Origin of the sequence: Snodgrassella sp. W8158, assembly GCF_016100435.1 — a bacterium.
In the GTDB taxonomy this organism is placed as follows: domain Bacteria; phylum Pseudomonadota; class Gammaproteobacteria; order Burkholderiales; family Neisseriaceae; genus Snodgrassella; species Snodgrassella alvi.
Genome location: NZ_JACFSM010000008.1, coordinates 28,663 through 46,989, shown reverse-complemented (window position 1 = coordinate 46,989; position 18,327 = coordinate 28,663). Strand labels below are relative to the sequence as shown.

Here is an 18,327-nt window from a genome sequence, read left to right as displayed (position 1 = left end):
ATACGCTTTTTAGCTAATTTGTTTAAATTTCTTTTTAAACATTATTCCTGAAAAGTAAATAAGCTAATCAGATATTTTCACCAATAAAAACAAGAGAGAAAAGATTTGTGTCAATATGAAAAATGGATATTTAATTATTGCAAATTTGATGATTGGTTAAGGGTGAAATCACTTTCTTCTGCAGGCAATTAGCTAATGGTTTAATCAAATTAAGACGGGGACTATAAATGACCAAAGTAGTAGATAGTTCTAAACCAATATATTCTATTTATATTACATGTTGTTTAGGATTGTTCTTATCAACACTGGATACCGGTATTATAAACTTAGCTCTGAATACGTTTTCCATCGATTTTGGCGTTTCTTTGGAATATATCGGATTATCTGTTACTTTATATTTATTATTTTTAATTATTTTTCTTGTTCCTGGCGGTTGGCTTGGTGACTTTTGGGGGCAAAAAATAGCGTTAATAGCAGGTTTCGTGCTTTTTGGTCTAACCTCATTGATAGCTGGTTTTTCTGGGTCTGCAAATCAGCTTATTATAGCAAGATGCGGGCAAGGAATTGGTGCGGCGCTATTGCAGGCAAATTGCTTGGGGCTGGCTGGTTTACAATCAAGTAAACAGAAAATAAGGTTAAATTCTTTCATAATGTTGGCGATAAGTTTAGGACCAATTTTAGGGCCTTCTTTCGGTGGTGTTATTTTAAAATTATGGGGATGGCAATTTTTGTTTCTAATTAATGTTCCATTGTGTATTGTGGGATGTTTTTTTAGTTTGAAAATAACTAAAGCAGTAAACACACTAAAAAGAGAGACTTTTGATTTAAAAGGAATGATACTTTTTTTTATAATGTTAGTGGCTTGTGTTTCTCTTATTTATTCTGATAATTTAAATCTGTTATTGATTGAAAAAAATTTTATTGGTATTTCTACTTTATTCATTTTTTTTATTTTTTTGAGAATAGAGTCAAAATGCTCCAATCCTTTTTTTCCTGTCAAATTATTATTCATCTCGTCAATTAGATACGTTTCAATTGGCAGTTTGATATTTGGGTTCACAGCGGGCATCATTTTTTCAGCGTCACCTCTCTTGTTTATTAGAGAAGCTGGTTATCCAATCGATTATATAGGATTAATCTGTACTGCCGCACCCATTGGCGTTATTTTAAGTGTGTTTGGCAGAAAAGTAATAAATTCAAGTTGTAATAAAATTATACTAATTTATGCTTTACCGCTTATGCTATTTGCTTTTGCCTTGCTTTTCTTTGTGAGTTTTAATATTTCAATTTTTAATTATGTTATAGCTGCTTTGTGCTATGGTTTAGGTGGCGGACTGTTTCAAGGTTCATTAATTCAGATAGCGATGGATCAGAAAAAAGATAAACAATCAACGATTGGAGGCTTATTAAGGCTTTTTCAAAATGGAGGAATTATTATTGGGTCAGCATGTTCTTTAATGTTATTAGAAGCAAAGATTTCGCCTTTAGAGAATATTTCTACCTATCAAAAATTATGGGGTATTACTTTTAGTGTACTCTCTATTATGTTTGTTTATTCATATGTCTCTTTATTTAGAATAAAAAAATAAATACAGTCTCATTTTTACTTATGAGGCTAACAATTCAAATAAATTCTTATTGAAGATAAATCATCATATGGAAAAATGCTTGAAGGAGCCGATCAATTACGTTCAATTGAGCAGGATAAATGATTATATAGGAATGCGTTGGCAGAGATGAACACTGGTAATAATGCCTTTGTGTATTACCTCGCTCGCAGATATTGTTATATCACCCGTTATTACGTAAACGAACTTTGGTTATCGGTTGTTTGCTAAGTTGTTACATGCAACTGGCTGGAAAATAGGCTATTGTGTAGCAGCTGCTGTATTGATGCCAGCGTTTCGCAAGGTTCATCAGTTTGATGTATTTGGTATCCATACGCCTATACTATATGCTATTGCTGTTTATCTGGCAGATGCTTCACATTATGAAAAGTTAGGCTGCTTTTTTCAGCAAAAATGCGATTTTATGCTGACTGGTTTGCGTTATTCACGTTTTGAGGTTTATGTGCCTCAGGGAATATATTTTAGGGTACTCAATTACGGAGATGTCAGCACTGCGCCAGAAAATGAATTTGTGCGGAAATTGGTGATTACACATCGGGTAACTATGGTACTGCTGGCGGCATTTTATCATGATGGATTTAGCCAGTAGAATGATCGTGCGCTGGGTAAAATAAATTATGGCAGTCAAAAATTAGGACAGATGATTTATCTGTCCTTTTTATTTATCAGTTAATGATAAAGCAGACTGGTGATAATCTGAATATATAACCAGCAGCCAAAGCAGATGAATGCACAGCCGCCAATGCGGTCGATAGCCAGACTCCAGTGCAAATAATTGCGTTTAATTATGGGTAAGGAGAACAGCCATATCATTAAGCATAAAGTCAGTAAAACCTGTACCAGTAAAATAAGCATAATTTCATATTTTAATGTGGGTTTATGTACATTAGCCATAGCCATGGACATAACGCTGCCCAGATAAAAAATGATTTTCGGATTGGACAGATTGGTAATCAGACCTTTCCAGAAAAAATGCTTTTCCTGTATTGGTGAAGTAATGGAATTATTCTGGGGTATAACTGTACGTAGCATCTGGTAGCCGCAATAGATTAAGTATGAACCGCCAGCCAGCATCAGGATATTCTGTAACCAGGGCAGCTGCTGCAATAAGGCGCTATAACCTTCAATAGTCAGTAATAACCAGAAAGCCACGCCTGTAGTAATGCCAAGTGCTACGCAAAATGCAGCCCAGCGTGAATAATTCAGTGCGGTTTTGCTGATAAGCAGCATATCCGGCCCCGGAGATAGCTGTCCCAGAAGATTAAGCAAAACGATACTGGCAATCATGGATTGTGTTTGATTAAGCATAAACAGATTCAGAGTTATAACGGCTATTTGTTACGACGTTTGGCACGCGGATGAGTACTGTCATAAATTTGTGCCAGATGATTGAAATCCAGCTTAGTGTATTGCTGGGTAGTGCTGATGGATTTATGCCCAAGCAGTTCCTGTACTGCGCGAATGTCATGAGCATTTTGTAAAACATGGCTGGCAAAACTATGCCGCAGCATATGCGGTGATAAATGGCGGTCGCTGCCATGAGTAATTGACCAGACATTTAAACGGTTTTGAATTTGACGCGCACACAGACGTGTACCGCGCTGACTGGTAAAAACGGCATTTTCTCCCGCAATGGCATAACGGCGGGGCAGGTAGCGCCGTAAAGCATCAATACTTTTCTGACCCAAAGGAACCTGACGCTGTTTATTCCCTTTACCACTAACATGAACCCAGTTTTCATTCAGCATTAGGTGATGCAAGTCCAGCTGCACAAGTTCACTCAGGCGTAAGCCACTGCCATACAGCAATTCGAAAATAGCCTGATCGCGCAGTGATAGTGTATCTTCGGCTGTGGGCTGGTCAAAAGTGTGATTTAGTTTTTCTGCCGGAACGGCTTTTGGCAGACGTGCCCCCGCTTTAGGAGCTTTAATGTTGTTAGTTGGGTTAGTTTCAATTTTTCCCTGACGTTGCAGGAAATTAAAATAGGCTCGCCACGTACTAAGCTTACGAGCCAGTGAGGCAGGCTTATCACCCATCCCGCTAAGTTTTTTCAATGCACCGACCAGATGCAACCGTGTAATGCTTTCAGCAGTAAGGTTATCGGGCAGAAGCCGGATGAGCTGAATCAGGTCACGAGTGTAGGCAGTGCAGGTTAAAGCAGACAGACCACGCTGCTGTAAGTGCTGAAAAAATTCATTCCAGAGTATCCAGTTGGGGGATGAAGTAGTCTGCATTTAATTACTCTGTGCAAGGAGATGACGAAAAGCCTCTGGTGTGCGACTGATACGCTGGCGTTCATAATTAAAAAAAGCCATACCGGTTTTTACCATGGCAATAGCAGCACCGTCACTGACACGGGTTATACGGTACAAAATACTGAAACCGGTGTTGCTCAGATCAGATATACCCAAATCAAAGTTTAATTCATCACCATAAAAGCTTTGTCCCTGAAATTGCAGAGCAGCATCAAGCATAATCAAACCGGTACCCCCAATATCCATTTCACTAAAGCCGAACGAGGCCAGCAGGCGCAGCCGTGCTTCATGGCACAGACGTAATACAGCATCATTGGCCAGATGATTACCATAATTAATGTCACCGATATATACCTTGATTGTGGTATGAAACAGCCAGTGTTCGAGTGGTTCGATATGAATACGGCTCATGGGTTTTCCTTACTGAATTCAGGCTAGATGGTAGCAGTTTTTGAGGTATTCTGTAGCCGGCTGGTGTTTGTATCAGGCAAATTTGTGCTAAGCTTTGCCAGTATTTCTTAGGTTGTATTGTTGTTTTTCAGTTTATTAACAAACGCAGTTATGGTTTGTCGGGCAGGGAGAATAACGATGTATCACAAAATTATGGTACCGGTAGATGAAAGTGCAGCTGCTATGCGAGCCTTGCAGGAAGCAATAATGCTGGCTAAATTATGTAATGCGGTTCTACGGGTAGTCAATGTTGTGGATCTGGCACAGTTTAGCTGGGGTGGTGTAGGAGCGCTGCCCTCTGAAGAAGTACGCAAAGCAGTTAATGCAGCAGGTAAAAAAGGTTTAGAGCAGGCAGAAAAACTACTTAAAGAATCCGGTATGCAGTATGAAATTGAAGTGCTGGAAAGTGCCGGTGATAAAGTGGCTGATATGCTGATTCAGGAAGCGACGGAACATAATGTTGATTTGCTGGTGATGGGTACTCACGGCTTCAGTGGTTTTATGCATATATTAATGGGCTCTGTGGCTGAAGGTGTTTTACGCCAGTCTGATATTCCGGTGATGTTATTACGTGTACGTGATGATGATTGATTAACAATTTGTTATTTCTATTGAAATCTGGCAGGCAATGAGCTCGGTTATTGCCTGCTATTTATTTATGTAAAATATCAATTCTAATCAGGATGGATGATTTACTGGCGAAGATTCGGATTGTGGTGCAGTGATTCGAGGGCAATATTAATAAAATTAGGGGCAATACTGGTAATATCTATATTATCCGGGTCAGTCAGCCATAAATTGGTTAATCCCATAAACAGAGCCTGAAAATACAGGGCAGCCTGCTGGATATTGATATTTGCCGGCAAAATATGCTGCTGACAGCACATATGAAATACAGCACACAGATTTTGCCACCATAAATTTTGGTATTTTTGCAACAAAGCCACAATCGCATGGTTGTCAGCAGTGTGCTCACAATTTAAATGCAGGATATGACAGAATTTACGATAATTATTATCACTAGCCATACGTTGAAACATGTGTTTTAGCGCCTGCATCAGATTGTTCAATGCGTCAGGAGAACTGGTGTCAATGTCATGCTGCAATTGGCTGCTCAGTTTACTGAAAACCTGTTGGAATAACGCATCGAATAAGTCTTCCTTATTTTTAAAATGCCAGTATAAAGCACCGCGAGTCACGCCGGCTGCGCTGGCAATTTCTTGCAGTGAAGCACGGCTGACACCGCGCCGGTAAAATATATCCAGTGCAGCAGCCATGAGAGCCTCTTTGGTTTGCAGGGCTTCTTCTTTGGTCTTGCGCATAATAAATTTCCGTTTATCTGTAAATTAAATTAGGCAAATCTGTATTTAATTCAGATTAGCACAAGATTTTTTGATTAAAATAACTTAAGTATTAAATTATTGCATCTGGTATACATACATTGTTGCATGTATAATGCGCAGCGTAAAGCTATTCTTATTTAATCGTCTGTTGTCGCATTGCTGGCTGCCTGATATTTAGATTTCGGCAGCCCTAAGTGTTGGCACCAGCGCTATTTTTGTCATATTTTTAGCACAGTATAGTAAAAAGTTATTTAATTTTTAAAGTATATATGCACATATTGAGGTGAATATGGGAACGAATCGAAAAGCAGATAAATGGCGCATCAGTGCGATAGTACTGGCAAGTGCGCTGGCATTAGCTGCATGTGGCAAAGGCGACAAAGCACCAGCACCACCTGCACCAATGGTTAGTGTACTGACTGTACATCCGGAAACGGTGACTGTAGATACCGAGCTGACTGGTCGTTTGAAGCCGATTCGCGAGTCACAAGTACGTGCCCGTGTGGCTGGTATTTTGCTGAAACGTCTGTTTACAGAAGGTACTTATGTTAAAGAAGGCCAACCACTGTTTCAGATCGACAATGCGCCTTATGTAGCTTCTTTGCAATCGGCACGTGCCAGTCTGGCAACCGCACAGGCTAATGCGGCGAAGGCTGATGCCGATATTGTCCGTTATCGCCCGCTGGTTGCAGCTAACGCAATCAGTAAACAGGAATTTGATCAGGCAATCGCACAACAGCGCCTGGCGCATGCACAGATTGACAGCGCACAGGCTGCAATTAAAAGCGCACAGATTAATGTTGGTTATGCCTATGTCCGTGCTCCGATTTCAGGCCGTATTGGTAAGGCGCTGGTAACTGAAGGCGCTTTGGTCGGCCAGAATGATGTTACTCAGCTGGCGCTGATTCAGCAAACACATACTTTATATGTTGACCTGACCCAGACTGCCGCACAGGCAATGAAGATCCGTCAGGATATTGCTGCCGGTAAGATGAAAACCATCAATGGTGCCGTCGAAGTGGCCATCAAGCTTGATGACGGTAGTGAATATCCGCAAAAAGGTCGTTTACTGTTTACAGATATGACAGTAGATGAAGGTACCGGTGAAGTTAAAGTACGTGCCGAAATTCCTAATGATGATGATATGCTGCTGCCCGGACAGTTTGTACGTGTAGAGATTCCGCAGGCTGAAATTCAGAATGCCATCGTCTTGCCTCAGCAGGCAATAACCCGTGGTGCCAGTGGTGATACGGTTACGGTGGTTAATGCTGATGGCAGTCTGGCTGTGCGCAATGTAACCGTAGTACAGCAAAAAGGCACAAACTGGGTAATCAGCGGAGGTTTGCGTGCGGGAGATAAAGTAGCAATGGATGGTCTGGCACTAGTGCAGTTAACCGGTGCGAAGAAAGTACAGACTCAGCCGTGGAAACCTGCACCTGCTAATGGTGCGCCTGTGCCTCAGGCTAAGACTGCTTCTGCATCTGCACCTAAAGCTTCTGCGGCATCTGCCTCTCAGGCTCAGTAAGGAATCTGTAATATGTCACGATTTTTTATTAACCGACCGATTTTTGCATGGGTGGTGGCGCTGTTCATCATCATTGCCGGTATAGTGTGTATTACCAAGCTGCCTGTTGCCCAGTATCCGACAGTAGCTCCTCCTTCCATCAGTCTGACTATTTCCTATCCGGGTGCTGATGCCCAGACCATTGAAGATACTGTATTGTCACGTATCGAACGTGAAATGAACGGTCTGGAAAACCTGGAATACATGGAAGCAAAATCGTTATCCAACGGTACGGGTACATTAACCCTGACCTTCTACCCGGGTACTGATGATGATATTGCACAGATGAATGTGCAGAATGCGCTTTCACGAGCAGAACCGCGTTTGCCGGCTATGGTCAAACAGACTGGTGTACAGATTGCTAAATCACGGAGTAACTTCCTGATGGTAACCATGTATACCAGTGATAGTCCTAATCTGACCCCGGCAGATATGGCAGACTATGTGGTACGTAACATTCAGCCGGAATTACAGCGTATTGACGGTGTAGGTAATGTAATGGTGTTCAGTTCTGAACGCGCCATTCGTGTCTGGCTGGATTCAGACAAGCTGCGCAGTGTTAATCTGACCCCGGCAGCAGTTAATGCCGCAGTAGCTGCACAGAACCAGCAGATTTCTGCAGGTAGTCTGGGTGCTTTGCCTTCACCTGATAATATTCAGACTACAGCGACTATCATTGTCCCAGGTCAGCTGAAAACAGTTGAACAGTTTGAAAATATTATTGTTAAAGCCAATACCGATGGTTCACTGGTACGTCTGAAAGATGTTGCTCGTGTAGAGCTGGGTAAACAGGATTACTCTACTGGTGCCCGTTTGAATGGTAAAGACGTGGTGGGTGCAGGTATTCAGCTGACGACTAAAGGTAACGCACTGGCTACAGCCAATGCAGTTAAGGCTAAGCTGGCCGATTTGCAAAAATATTTCCCTGCCGGCATGAGCTGGTCTGCACCATATGACAGCTCCACTTTCGTTAGTATTTCCATTGAAAAAGTGGTACATACTCTGGTAGAAGCGATTGTACTGGTATTCCTTGTTATGCTGGTATTCCTGCAAAACATTCGCTATACCCTGATTCCGACGATTGTGGTACCGATTGCTTTGCTGGGTGCTTTTACCATCATGTACTTTGCCGGTCTGTCGATTAACGTACTGACCATGTTTGCCATGGTACTGGTAATCGGTATTGTGGTCGATGATGCCATTGTGGTGGTGGAAAACGTAGAACGTATCATGGCCGATGAACATTTGCCGCCAAAGCCTGCTACAGAAAAGGCTATGGGGCAGATTTCCGGCGCTGTAGTCGGTATTACAGTGGTACTGATTACCGTATTTATCCCGATGGCGTTCTTCTCCGGTTCTACTGGTAATATTTACCGTCAGTTCTCTATTGTGATGTCGGTAGCCATTTTCTTCTCTGCTTTTCTGGCATTGTCGCTGACACCGGCCTTGTGTGCTACTTTGCTTAAACCAGTTAACGAACATGAAGCGGAGAAAAAGGGTTTTTATGGCTGGTTTAACCGCAAATTTACCAGCGGTGCCAAAAAATACGAATCCAAAGTGGCTTATGTACTGCATCGCAGCGTACGTATGTTCATCATCTATGCTGCTATCACAGCCTGTGCGTTATTAGTAATGGTACGTCTGCCGACTTCATTCCTGCCGGAGGAAGATCAGGGTTATTCCATTGCTTTGATTCAGTTGCCGCCGGGTGCGACTCAGCATCGTACACTGGATACTTTCAAGAAGATGGAAGAATTCACTCTTCATCAGCCTGAAGTGAAAAACATGGTATCCGTACTGGGCTTCAGTATGACCGGTCAGGGGCAGAACGTTGGTCTGAGCTTCCTTGTATTGAAAGACTGGTCAGAACGTAGCGGTGCGGAACACAGCGCCAATTCACTGGCTAACCGTATTACCGGTGCTATGATGGGTTCAGTACGTGATGGTTATATCTTTGCTCTGGTACCGCCATCCATTCCTGAACTGGGTACCAGTACCGGCTTTAGCTTCCGGCTGCAAGACCGTGGCGGTAAAGGTCATGAGGCGTTACTGGCCGCGCGTAATCAGCTGCTGGGTATGGCGCGTGAAAGTAAAGTGCTGACACAGGTACGTCCGGACGGTATGGAAGATGAACCGCAATTGCAGATTGATATCGACCGCGATGCTGCTAATGCACAAGGCGTGTCATTCGGTGATATTTCAACTGTATTAAGTACTGCTCTGGGTTCCAACTACGTTAACGACTTCCCGAATAAAGGACGTATGCAGCGCGTAATTGTACAGGCAGATGTGGCTTCCCGTATGACACCTGAAGACCTGAGCAAACTTACCGTTAATAACGCACAGGGACAGCCCGTACCATTATCCGGCATCATGAAGACACGCTGGATTACCGGCCCGGCACAAACTGTCCGCTACAATGGCTATACCGCTATGGCGATTACCGGTAATGCTGCTCCGGGATACAGTACTGGTGATGCCATGAATGAAATGGAAAAAATTGCCAGCAAGCTGCCGGATGGTTTTGGTTATGAGTGGACAGGTCTGTCTAAAGAGGAAAAAGATGCGGGTAACCAGTCTACCATCCTCTATATGTTCTCACTGCTGGCTGTATTCCTGTGTCTGGCCGCACTATATGAAAGCTGGACAATTCCATTATCCGTAATGCTGGTAGTACCGCTGGGTCTGCTTGGTGTCGTGCTGGGTACATGGATGCGCGGTATGGAGAACGACGTTTATTTTCAGGTGGGGTTAATTACCGTAATTGGTCTGAGTGCTAAAAACGCCATTCTGATTGTGGAGTTTGCCAAGGAGTTGCAAGAGCAGGGTAAAAGTCCGCTTGAAGCTGCACTGGCTGCCGCTCACCTGCGTTTCCGTCCGATTCTGATGACATCCATTGCGTTCATTATGGGTGTAGTGCCTCTGTACTTTGCCAGTGGTGCCTCTTCTGCGAGTCAGCGAGCCATTGGTACCAGCGTATTGTGGGGAATGTTAGTGGGTACCTGTCTGGCTCTGTTCTTTGTACCTGTATTCTATTCAACTGTACGCAGTCTGTTCAGCAGGAAAAAGAACGACAAAAATGGCGGTACTCCTGACAATGACAAAAATCTGCCGATGACAGTAAACAGTGATGGCAGTGTCAGTGTGCAGTCTGCCAATCAGACAGACAAAGAGGATAAAGCATGAAACACATAGTGAAACCTACTCTGCTGGCTGTATTAGTTGCCGGAGTAGTGTCTGCCTGTTCGATGGCACCCCGCTATCATCAGCCGAAAGTAGAGCTGGCAGAAACCTTTCCAGGTGCAGCAGCCAATGACCGGTATACCGGTTCAGTGGCTGCCGCCAATCTCGGCTGGCAGGACTACTTCGCTGATGAGCGTTTGAAACAGATTATCAATCTGGCTTTAATTAATAACCGTGATTTGCGTGTGGCCGCATTAAACGTGGAAGCGGTTCGGGCTCAGTATGCTATTCAGCGCGCAGACCGCCTGCCTGCATTAGGTGCGACAGGTAATGGCGGACGTTCGCGTGTTGCGCAGGACTTAAGCGCTATGCGTGATGCTACGGGTCAGCAAACCAGCTATATTGCAGAATCATATAATGTCGGTTTAGGTGTAACCGCATTTGAGCTGGATTTATTCGGACGGGTTAAAAGCCTGTCTGATGCGGCTCTGAATCAGTATTTCCAGCAAAAGCAGGTGCGCGACTCTACCCAGATCAGCCTGATTGCCAGCGTGGCCAAAGCCTACTTTGCTGAGCGTATTGCTCAGGCACAAATGGACTTATCCAGCCGTGTATTAAAATCACGTGAAGAAAGCAAGCGTCTGACTGATCTGCAATTCAAATCCGGTGTGATTTCACAGGTGCAGGTAGATGTAGCAGAAGCACAAATCGAAACAGCCCGTGCCGATTATGCTGCGGCTAAACAGGCGCGTGAACAGGCGCACAATGCCTTAACTTTGCTGGTGGGTAAACCATTGCCGGACGATTTACCGGCAGCAGCACCACTGAGCCGCCAGTTTGTGAATGTGGAGCTGCCGGCCGGCTTGCCGTCGACCATCTTGTATCAGCGGCCGGATGTACGTGCAGCTGAGTTTGCGCTTAAATCTGCTAATGCCAACATCGGTGCGGCACGGGCAGCATTTTTCCCGCGCATCAGCCTGACCGGCAGTATTGGCTCCGGCAGCAACGATATTGGTCATCTCTTCAATGGTCCGAACCGTACATGGAGCTTTACGCCACAGATTACCCTGCCGATTTTCACATGGGGGCAAAACAAAGGTAATCTGGATCTGGCAACAGCGCGTAAAAACATTGCTGTAGCCCAGTATGAGCAAACTGTACAGGCTGCTTTCCGTGATGTGGCCGATGCACTGGTGGCGCGTGATTCCCTTAAAAAGCAGTATGAGGCAAAATCACGTGGTGAACAGGCACAAACTAATCGCTACAAGCTCACACAGTTACGGTATAAACACGGCATAGCCAGCTCACTGGAACAGCTGGACGCAGAACGTGACAGTTATGCAGCACAGCAGGCATTACTCAATACACAGCAGACTCTGCTGGAAAACCGTGCCGATCTTTATAAAGCACTGGGTGGCGGCCTGAATCAGCAAACGGTCACACCTGCAGAAAACACTAGCGTTACCACGACAACTACTACCACAACCACAGTGCGGTAATTGTCTGAAATCCGGATGGCAGTATTACTCTGCCATCCGTCTGACGACATAAGCAGCTTACTGAAAATACAGTGCAGGCAGTAACCTGAACCGGTAATCAGCCTGTATCAGATCTGTACTTACTACAGTTTGCCTGATTCAACAGCAACATTTTCAGCTGTTCATGTCATACAAAATGATTTAACCCTTGAATAGATTCCGCTTTTCATGGTATAAATCGCGTTTTACAAAATTATTAGAAGTTTGGAGTTAACCATGGCACGTGTATGTAAAGTGACCGGTAAGCGCCCGATGAGTGGCAACAACGTGTCACACGCCAACAATAAAACCAAACGCCGTTTCTTGCCTAATCTGCAATCACGTCGTTTCTGGGTTGAAAGTGAAAACCGTTGGGTACGCCTGCGCGTTTCTAACGCCGCCTTGCGTACAATCGACAAGGTAGGTATCGATGTAGTATTGGCCGACCTGCGCGCTCGCGGTGAAGCTTAATCATATTGTGATTTAAGGATAGAGCAATGCGCGACAAAATTAAACTGGAATCTTCTGCTGGTACTGGTCATTTCTACACCACTACCAAAAATAAACGCACCATGTCTGGTAAATTTGAAATCAAAAAATTTGATCCGGTAGTGCGTAAACATGTACTGTACAAAGAAACCAAACTGAAATAATTATTTCTTACTGGTTTGAAAAACCTGAGCAGTTTATTGCTCAGGTTTTTTTATTACAAATAATCAAAATCAGATTATCTTTGCCGGTAAAGATTAAATAATCAAACAATGGACAATAATATGCCTGAAATCCTGGAAGTATTACAACACCGAATCGAAGAGCTGGAAATTGAAAGTGCACTACAGGCGGAAACTATCCAGAGCCTGAGTGATACCATAGCACGAATTCAGCAAACTCTGGATTTACAGCAGGCACAACTGCGTCTGCTTTACCAGCGCTTGCCAGACAAGATAGAAAATGGTAACGAACCATTTAATCCGGCTAATGAAATTCCGCCCCATTATTGATTAATTTTGTCCGGAATATTACAAAGCAGAAAATTTCAATTTCAGATGTACTGCGTTTTGATTAATTGGAAATCTGATTAATATAAATGTTGAAGCAGAGTTTTAAATAAACAATTTTTTATAGAGAATAAACAATCATACAATTTCTAGTGTTGTTTTAAAATTTAAATTTATTTTAATAGAAATAATATTCTGTATGAATATTATTAAACTTTCCCATCAGTTATCCTGACGGGAAAATCATGTATATAAAATATTTAGTAGCTTTTATCCAGCCCCATTTGCCAGAAATCAGCTTCTAATTGCGTCGCTTTAGTAAAAATTTTGGTCAGTTGCTGAAAGCGCTGTGAATCAATATCGGCTAAACGCTGATTAATCCAGTCAATTTCTTCCTGCATAGCAATCTGAAATTCATCATTTGCGTACATTTCTACCCAGCTTTGATAAGGGTTATTAATTGTTTGATACCATGGCTGATCTTTAAGCCAACAGGCAATAATTCCATATCCGATTAAGCATGGTGCCAGTGCAACATGTAAATCCAGTAATTCCCCCTGTTGTCCGGCATCGAGTATATAGCGTGAATATGCAATATTTGCTTTGGCTTCGGGCAGAGAACTAAGTTCCTGTTCACTTATGCCCCATTCCTTACAATACTGTATATGTAATTCCAGCTCAGTATCCATAATAGCCTTGAGACCTGCTAATGCCTTGCGTATTTCAAATACATCATGGCTTTTATAAACCGCAAGTCCCCATGCACGCGCAAACTGAATTAAAAAAAGATAATCCTGTTTTAAATAATGCTGAAAACACGATTTATCTAATATTCCTTTACCCAGCTGGCGGATAAAATCATGCTGAATATAGCGGTTCCATTCATCCTGACAGGCTTCTGTGAGTGATTGAAATGAAGGCATAAAAGCTCCTTTAATAAATAATATATTAAAGAGTAACAAAACAGACTTATTATTCGAAAAAAGTGTGTTTTATACTCCCTTCGGCGGTACTAACCGCATCAGGTTCTACGGGTGTAATCTCAGCCAGCGGCACCCCGGATAAATTAACCGGTAAAGGTTAAAAGAAAGTCAGACAACTAGCAGAAAAAATATTGAACTAGCTATAAGATGTACTGACAACTATAGTATACAGTTGTTTTCAATAAATATATATTGAATAAATATTCTCTAGATAGAATATTGGGCATTATTCAGAGATCAAATTTTTATATTATTATTCAAATTTATGTCTGAAATAGGATTAAAACTGATAAAAAATATGTTGCTTCTTGAGCGGAAAGTTTACCTGCCGTTATTGTAGTGGGCGAATGGTAGAGACTGCATTTAATTATCAATGATAAATGTTTTGGTAAGATTACATCTTATACTTTGCTTTTATAATCATTGCATAATTAAATTTTTTAAAATCCTGTAATCAGAAAATGTAGCTAGTAAGCTGCATGTTAGCTGTATAGCATGCAGTTTACTGATAGAGAATTGAAATTTAACTACAATAGTAGTGAAAAATTTTATATCTAAATATTTATTCATAAGAAAATTTATTTAGATATCCTGTGAAATTTTTCTGATTGTTATCTGCTTTAGTTGATGTATAAACTATTTATTAAGTGTAGATTTAAGTATTCAAACTTTCGCTTCGGAAAGTGTTTTATATTTTGATATCAGTTGAATACAGTCGGATAACTGTATTTTTCCTTTGATTTCATATGCAGTTATCTCAATACGATTTTCTTTTTTATTACAATAATAGTCTATTTCTGCGCCGCAAAATTTAGGTTGCCCTAATTTAAATGCAGGATTAAGACAAATTTTTAGCTTGATATGCATGTTTTTAATTATCTGATATGAGGTTATTTGTTCCCAGGGAATAACTTCATCAAAACAAGGAAGAACTAATCCTTGCGGCGTCATGGTAAGTAGTGCAGAACCTATACATTTATACAATTTGTAACATCTAGATGAAAAATAAATACTTATCAGAACCGAAGATATTTTACTTCCATAATCCATTTTATGACCAAATCTTATTATCAAATATGTCATAATAATGAAAAAAATTGCTATTAATGCGCGAAAAAATAATCGAATATATCCGCCTTGTATTATGGTAATGGTTTCTTGATTATGATCATAATTCACATGATGGTTTGGTTCACGCTGGTTCATTTTTATTACTTTCCGTGTATCAATTTGATGTAGATGTGCTAATTCATTATTAAATAAATTGCTTAGAGAAAGCTGTTTCACTGATATTGATAGGTTAACTGCATAAGCTATATTGTTCCTGTACTGATATTAAGATAGTTGTTGAACTAAAAATAGATCCTCTCTTAAAATAAATATATATATAAATATGCTTTTGTCTTTAAGATTGTTGCCTTATAACCATTTAAATTTTAATATTTTTTTGATTAAATATCAAAAGATAATTTAAGTTAATTTATTTTAACAATAATATAATACAAATACAATTGAACTAAACTGGCTCTTTGATGGGCTTGTATTGAGTCGTTTGGGTTGTACTATTATTCAAATTATTTCCCAGAACAGAAATTGATTGTTGCATATACATACACTGATATACAAATTAAAAACTCTGATAAAGTAAAGAATGCAGGACTTTAAACATATTTAATATACTAAAATTCGTTAATTTTAAAATTTATTCATAAAGAAATTACTTAAATATCGGTAAAAATTTTATTGATTATCATCAGTCGTAATTTATCTACTGATTATTTTTTGTTTTGTACAAATAACTGAAGCTCTATTCGGGCATGAACAACTCTTATATAGTCTGATATTAAAGGCTCACAATCCGGTAACTTTATTTTGCCTCTGATTTTGTATGCAGATATCTGGATATGATTATTTTTTGTCATATTATATTTTTGCGTAACATGGTTTGAATTCTCCCGGTTTGAATGTTGGATTGAGATAAAGATTTAGCTTTTTGTACATTTTGCCAGTTATCTCAAAAGAGTTTATTTGCTCCCATACAATGGCTTTATCAAAGCAGGGAAGAATTAATCCGCGTGGCTTCATGGTAAGTAGTGCTGAACCAATGCTTTTATACATTTTGTAGCATCTGAATAAGCAAAAAGCACTGATCATTGAGAGGATAATGACACCTATCAGCCACTCTGAATCATGTGCTTTATCAGTTGTAATACAAGCATATGTTATTAAGATAAACAGACCAGCCAGCAGGGATCGCATAAATAATCTGATAATTCCGCCCGGTTTTAGGATAATGGGTTCCTGATGATCATTAATGATGCTTTTTTGATAATCTAAATTAATTTCTACTAATTCCTGTACATCGTTTTGGTAATTCGATTACAGAATGATTAATTCCTTATTAAAAGGATCTTCCGAAAGCCTGATTGGAGTAATGCTAATGAGTAAAATATTCAATGATTTAGGCTGGTAATATTTAATACCAGACAGCCGTTGAGCTAAATTCGGGTATCAGTTGTAAACAGAAGGTGATTATTTAAGTAGTTTGCTAAGTGACAGTGTTTCTGACTTTCCTGCATAATATGTAACATAATCTAAGTCAGATAATTTATATCTGTTTTGTAATAATAATTTTCCAATGCCTGAATAATTGGCTCCTGCAAAAGATACGTCTAAGGTAAAGTGCTATTTAGGAATCATTTTTAAAGCATCTAAATCTGCCAAAAACTCTTTGGAACGATTCCATTGATAAATTGTCCAGTTAAATGAATGATAAAAAATATTTAGATGGCAGATATATTCGATAAAATAAATAATTTTTAAATAAATCAATTGTTTCAGTTGACTTATCAATTTGATGATTAAAACTTACTGATGCATTTAAATGATTTCTGGCAATGTGATTTAATTTATGTGCGATTATGCTGTTAAAGTTAAATAATTAATATAAGATTTTATATCGGTTATATTACCTCCTTTTCTTTCTATTATTGCAAAAAATAAATTTTTCTCTTTTCCCTGTCTCGTTTTGTGCTAATAAATTTAGAATTCACCCATAGCCATTCTTATATATTGAATAATCAGTTTGATAATAGTAATTACAGCTATTGTTACAGGAATCCACCAAAAAGAAATTTTATTTTCAGAATTAAAAAAAAGAAAATAAGACAGTACCAATACAATCAGGTTAAAAATTCCCAAAATGTTAAATATGACCCATTCAATAGGAAAATCAGCATGTCCATGTTTATTTTCATAAAACAGAAATATATAGCCGGCCATCTGAAGAAGCAGAATAATAGGAATAATAATGAATTTACTCATAATCTACTGATTATTTTTTGTTTTGCATAAATAACTGCAGCTCTATTCGGGCATGAGCAACTCTTATGTAGTCTGATATTAAAGACTCACAATCCGGTAACTTTAATTTGCCTCTGATTTCATATGCAGTTATCTGGATATGATTATTTCGTTTGTTATATTTTATTTTTGCGTTACATGGTTTGAATTCTCCCGGTTTGAATGCTGGATTGAGATAAAGAGTTAGCTTTTTGTACATTTGGCCAGTTATCTCAAAAGAGTCTATTTGCTTCCATGGAATAGCTTTATCAAAGCAGGGAAGAATTAATCCGCGTGGCTTCATGGTAAGTAGTGCTGAACCAATGCTTTTATACATTTTGTAGCATCTGAATAAGCAAAAAGCACTGATCATTGATAGGATAATGACAGTTATCAGCCACTCTGAATCATGTGCTTTATCAGTTGTAATACAAGCATATGTTATTAAGATAAACAGACCAGCCAGCAGGGATCGCAGAAACGATCTGATTATTCCGCCCTGTTTTAAGGTAATGGTTTCCTGATGTTGACTACTGATATGTTTCAGATAATTTAATTTAGTTTCTGCTGTTTCCTGTATATCATTTTGATAATCTGATTGCAGGATGTTTAGTTCTTTACTAAATAAATCTTTCAGAAGCGTGGTTGGACTAATGTTGATGAGCAAACCACTCAAACGGTTTAATTCGCCATATTTAATGTAAGACAGTCGTTGAGCTAAAGTCGGGTGCCGGGCATAAACAGAAGGTGATTTTTTTAGAAGTTTGCTAAGCGATGGTGTTTCTGAGTGTTCTACATAGTGTGTAACATAATCTAAAGGCAGAAAGTTTATATGTGTTTTATAGTAATAATTTTCCAATGCCTGATTAATTCGTGTTTGCAAAAGATGCATTTTACTTAAGGCTAAAGCAAATTGCTCTTTATGGGTAACTTTTAAAACATTTAAATCCGCCATAGCTTCTGTGGAACGATACCACCAATGAATTGCTTTGTTGAACGAACAATAAAAATATTTGGCTAGCAAATACGGAGGGTAGAATAAATAATTTTCGAATAAAGAATAG

The 18,327-nt window shown here is 39.9% G+C and carries 17 protein-coding genes and 1 riboswitch; of the genes, 9 read left to right on the top strand and 8 right to left on the bottom strand.

Annotation, left to right across the window (positions count from 1 at the left end; translation table 11 throughout):
- The first annotated feature begins 227 nt into the window (after positions 1 to 227).
- Positions 228 to 1,589 (top strand): MFS transporter, encoded by a 1,362-nt coding sequence (locus tag H3V11_RS11095; protein WP_198225021.1) that lies wholly within the window; start codon positions 228 to 230, stop codon positions 1,587 to 1,589.
- Positions 1,590 to 1,893: 304 nt separating this feature from the next.
- Entirely contained in the window at positions 1,894 to 2,217 is a 324-nt protein-coding gene (locus H3V11_RS11090) for a hypothetical protein (RefSeq protein ID WP_198225019.1), read from the top strand.
- 80 nt (positions 2,218 to 2,297) lie between these two features.
- On the opposite strand, the gene H3V11_RS11085 is transcribed toward H3V11_RS11090, so the two are convergent.
- Genes H3V11_RS11085 through H3V11_RS11075 form a run of 3 tightly spaced genes read right to left on the bottom strand, consistent with a single transcriptional unit; the run spans position 2,298 to position 4,294 of the window.
- Entirely contained in the window at positions 2,298 to 2,936 is a 639-nt protein-coding gene (locus H3V11_RS11085) for a LysE family transporter (protein ID WP_174829689.1), read from the bottom strand.
- A gap of 23 nt (positions 2,937 to 2,959) precedes the next feature.
- Complete coding sequence (locus tag H3V11_RS11080) at positions 2,960 to 3,862, bottom strand: tyrosine-type recombinase/integrase (RefSeq protein ID WP_198225017.1); 903 nt, start codon at positions 3,860 to 3,862, stop codon at positions 2,960 to 2,962.
- A complete protein-coding gene (locus tag H3V11_RS11075) occupies positions 3,863 to 4,294 on the bottom strand; it encodes a thioesterase family protein (protein ID WP_198225015.1) in 432 nt (143 codons plus the stop codon).
- A gap of 177 nt (positions 4,295 to 4,471) precedes the next feature.
- Here H3V11_RS11075 and H3V11_RS11070 point away from each other — a divergent pair, with 177 nt between their 5' ends.
- A complete protein-coding gene (locus H3V11_RS11070) occupies positions 4,472 to 4,924 on the top strand; it encodes a universal stress protein (protein ID WP_084551508.1) in 453 nt (150 codons plus the stop codon).
- A 101-nt stretch (positions 4,925 to 5,025) separates the two neighbouring features.
- Here H3V11_RS11070 and H3V11_RS11065 read toward each other — a convergent pair whose 3' ends face one another.
- A complete protein-coding gene (locus tag H3V11_RS11065) occupies positions 5,026 to 5,655 on the bottom strand; it encodes a TetR family transcriptional regulator (RefSeq protein ID WP_025329830.1) in 630 nt (209 codons plus the stop codon).
- Between the two features lie 310 nt (positions 5,656 to 5,965).
- Between H3V11_RS11065 and H3V11_RS11060 the strand changes: the two genes are divergently transcribed.
- The 6 genes from H3V11_RS11060 (at position 5,966) to H3V11_RS11035 (ending at position 12,941) form a co-directional block, all read left to right on the top strand.
- Positions 5,966 to 7,201 (top strand): efflux RND transporter periplasmic adaptor subunit, encoded by a 1,236-nt coding sequence (locus H3V11_RS11060; RefSeq protein ID WP_198211589.1) that lies wholly within the window; start codon positions 5,966 to 5,968, stop codon positions 7,199 to 7,201.
- A 12-nt stretch (positions 7,202 to 7,213) separates the two neighbouring features.
- Positions 7,214 to 10,426, top strand: a complete 3,213-nt coding sequence (locus H3V11_RS11055) for an efflux RND transporter permease subunit (protein WP_078475051.1) — start codon at positions 7,214 to 7,216, stop codon at positions 10,424 to 10,426.
- On the top strand, positions 10,423 to 11,922 hold the full coding sequence (locus tag H3V11_RS11050) for an efflux transporter outer membrane subunit (RefSeq protein ID WP_198225013.1): 1,500 nt from the start codon (positions 10,423 to 10,425) through the stop codon (positions 11,920 to 11,922). Before H3V11_RS11055 ends, H3V11_RS11050 begins: the two co-directional genes overlap by 4 nt.
- 255 nt (positions 11,923 to 12,177) lie before the next feature.
- Complete coding sequence (gene rpmB / locus H3V11_RS11045; protein WP_002216391.1) at positions 12,178 to 12,411, top strand: 50S ribosomal protein L28; 234 nt, start codon at positions 12,178 to 12,180, stop codon at positions 12,409 to 12,411.
- A 26-nt stretch (positions 12,412 to 12,437) separates the two neighbouring features.
- Positions 12,438 to 12,593 carry a 50S ribosomal protein L33 gene (gene rpmG / locus H3V11_RS11040; protein WP_025329834.1) on the top strand — a complete coding sequence of 52 codons (156 nt, stop codon included), beginning with the start codon at positions 12,438 to 12,440 and terminating at the stop codon, positions 12,591 to 12,593.
- A gap of 120 nt (positions 12,594 to 12,713) precedes the next feature.
- Positions 12,714 to 12,941 (top strand): SlyX family protein, encoded by a 228-nt coding sequence (locus H3V11_RS11035; RefSeq protein ID WP_025329835.1) that lies wholly within the window; start codon positions 12,714 to 12,716, stop codon positions 12,939 to 12,941.
- Between the two features lie 257 nt (positions 12,942 to 13,198).
- Here H3V11_RS11035 and tenA read toward each other — a convergent pair whose 3' ends face one another.
- The 4 genes from tenA to H3V11_RS11015 all read right to left on the bottom strand — a co-directional run bounded on the left by tenA (position 13,199) and on the right by H3V11_RS11015 (position 18,218).
- Positions 13,199 to 13,861, bottom strand: coding sequence for a thiaminase II (gene tenA, locus H3V11_RS11030; protein ID WP_198225011.1), 663 nt, complete (start codon positions 13,859 to 13,861; stop codon positions 13,199 to 13,201).
- A gap of 57 nt (positions 13,862 to 13,918) precedes the next feature.
- A riboswitch (TPP riboswitch) is annotated at positions 13,919 to 14,008 on the bottom strand.
- Between the two features lie 576 nt (positions 14,009 to 14,584).
- A complete protein-coding gene (locus H3V11_RS11025; RefSeq protein ID WP_038648597.1) occupies positions 14,585 to 15,127 on the bottom strand; it encodes a hypothetical protein in 543 nt (180 codons plus the stop codon).
- A gap of 1,836 nt (positions 15,128 to 16,963) precedes the next feature.
- Positions 16,964 to 17,245, bottom strand: coding sequence for a hypothetical protein (locus H3V11_RS11020; protein WP_084585796.1), 282 nt, complete (start codon positions 17,243 to 17,245; stop codon positions 16,964 to 16,966).
- 10 nt (positions 17,246 to 17,255) lie between these two features.
- Positions 17,256 to 18,218 carry a hypothetical protein gene (locus H3V11_RS11015; RefSeq protein ID WP_198225009.1) on the bottom strand — a complete coding sequence of 321 codons (963 nt, stop codon included), beginning with the start codon at positions 18,216 to 18,218 and terminating at the stop codon, positions 17,256 to 17,258.
- Between the last annotated feature and the right edge of the window lie 109 nt (positions 18,219 to 18,327).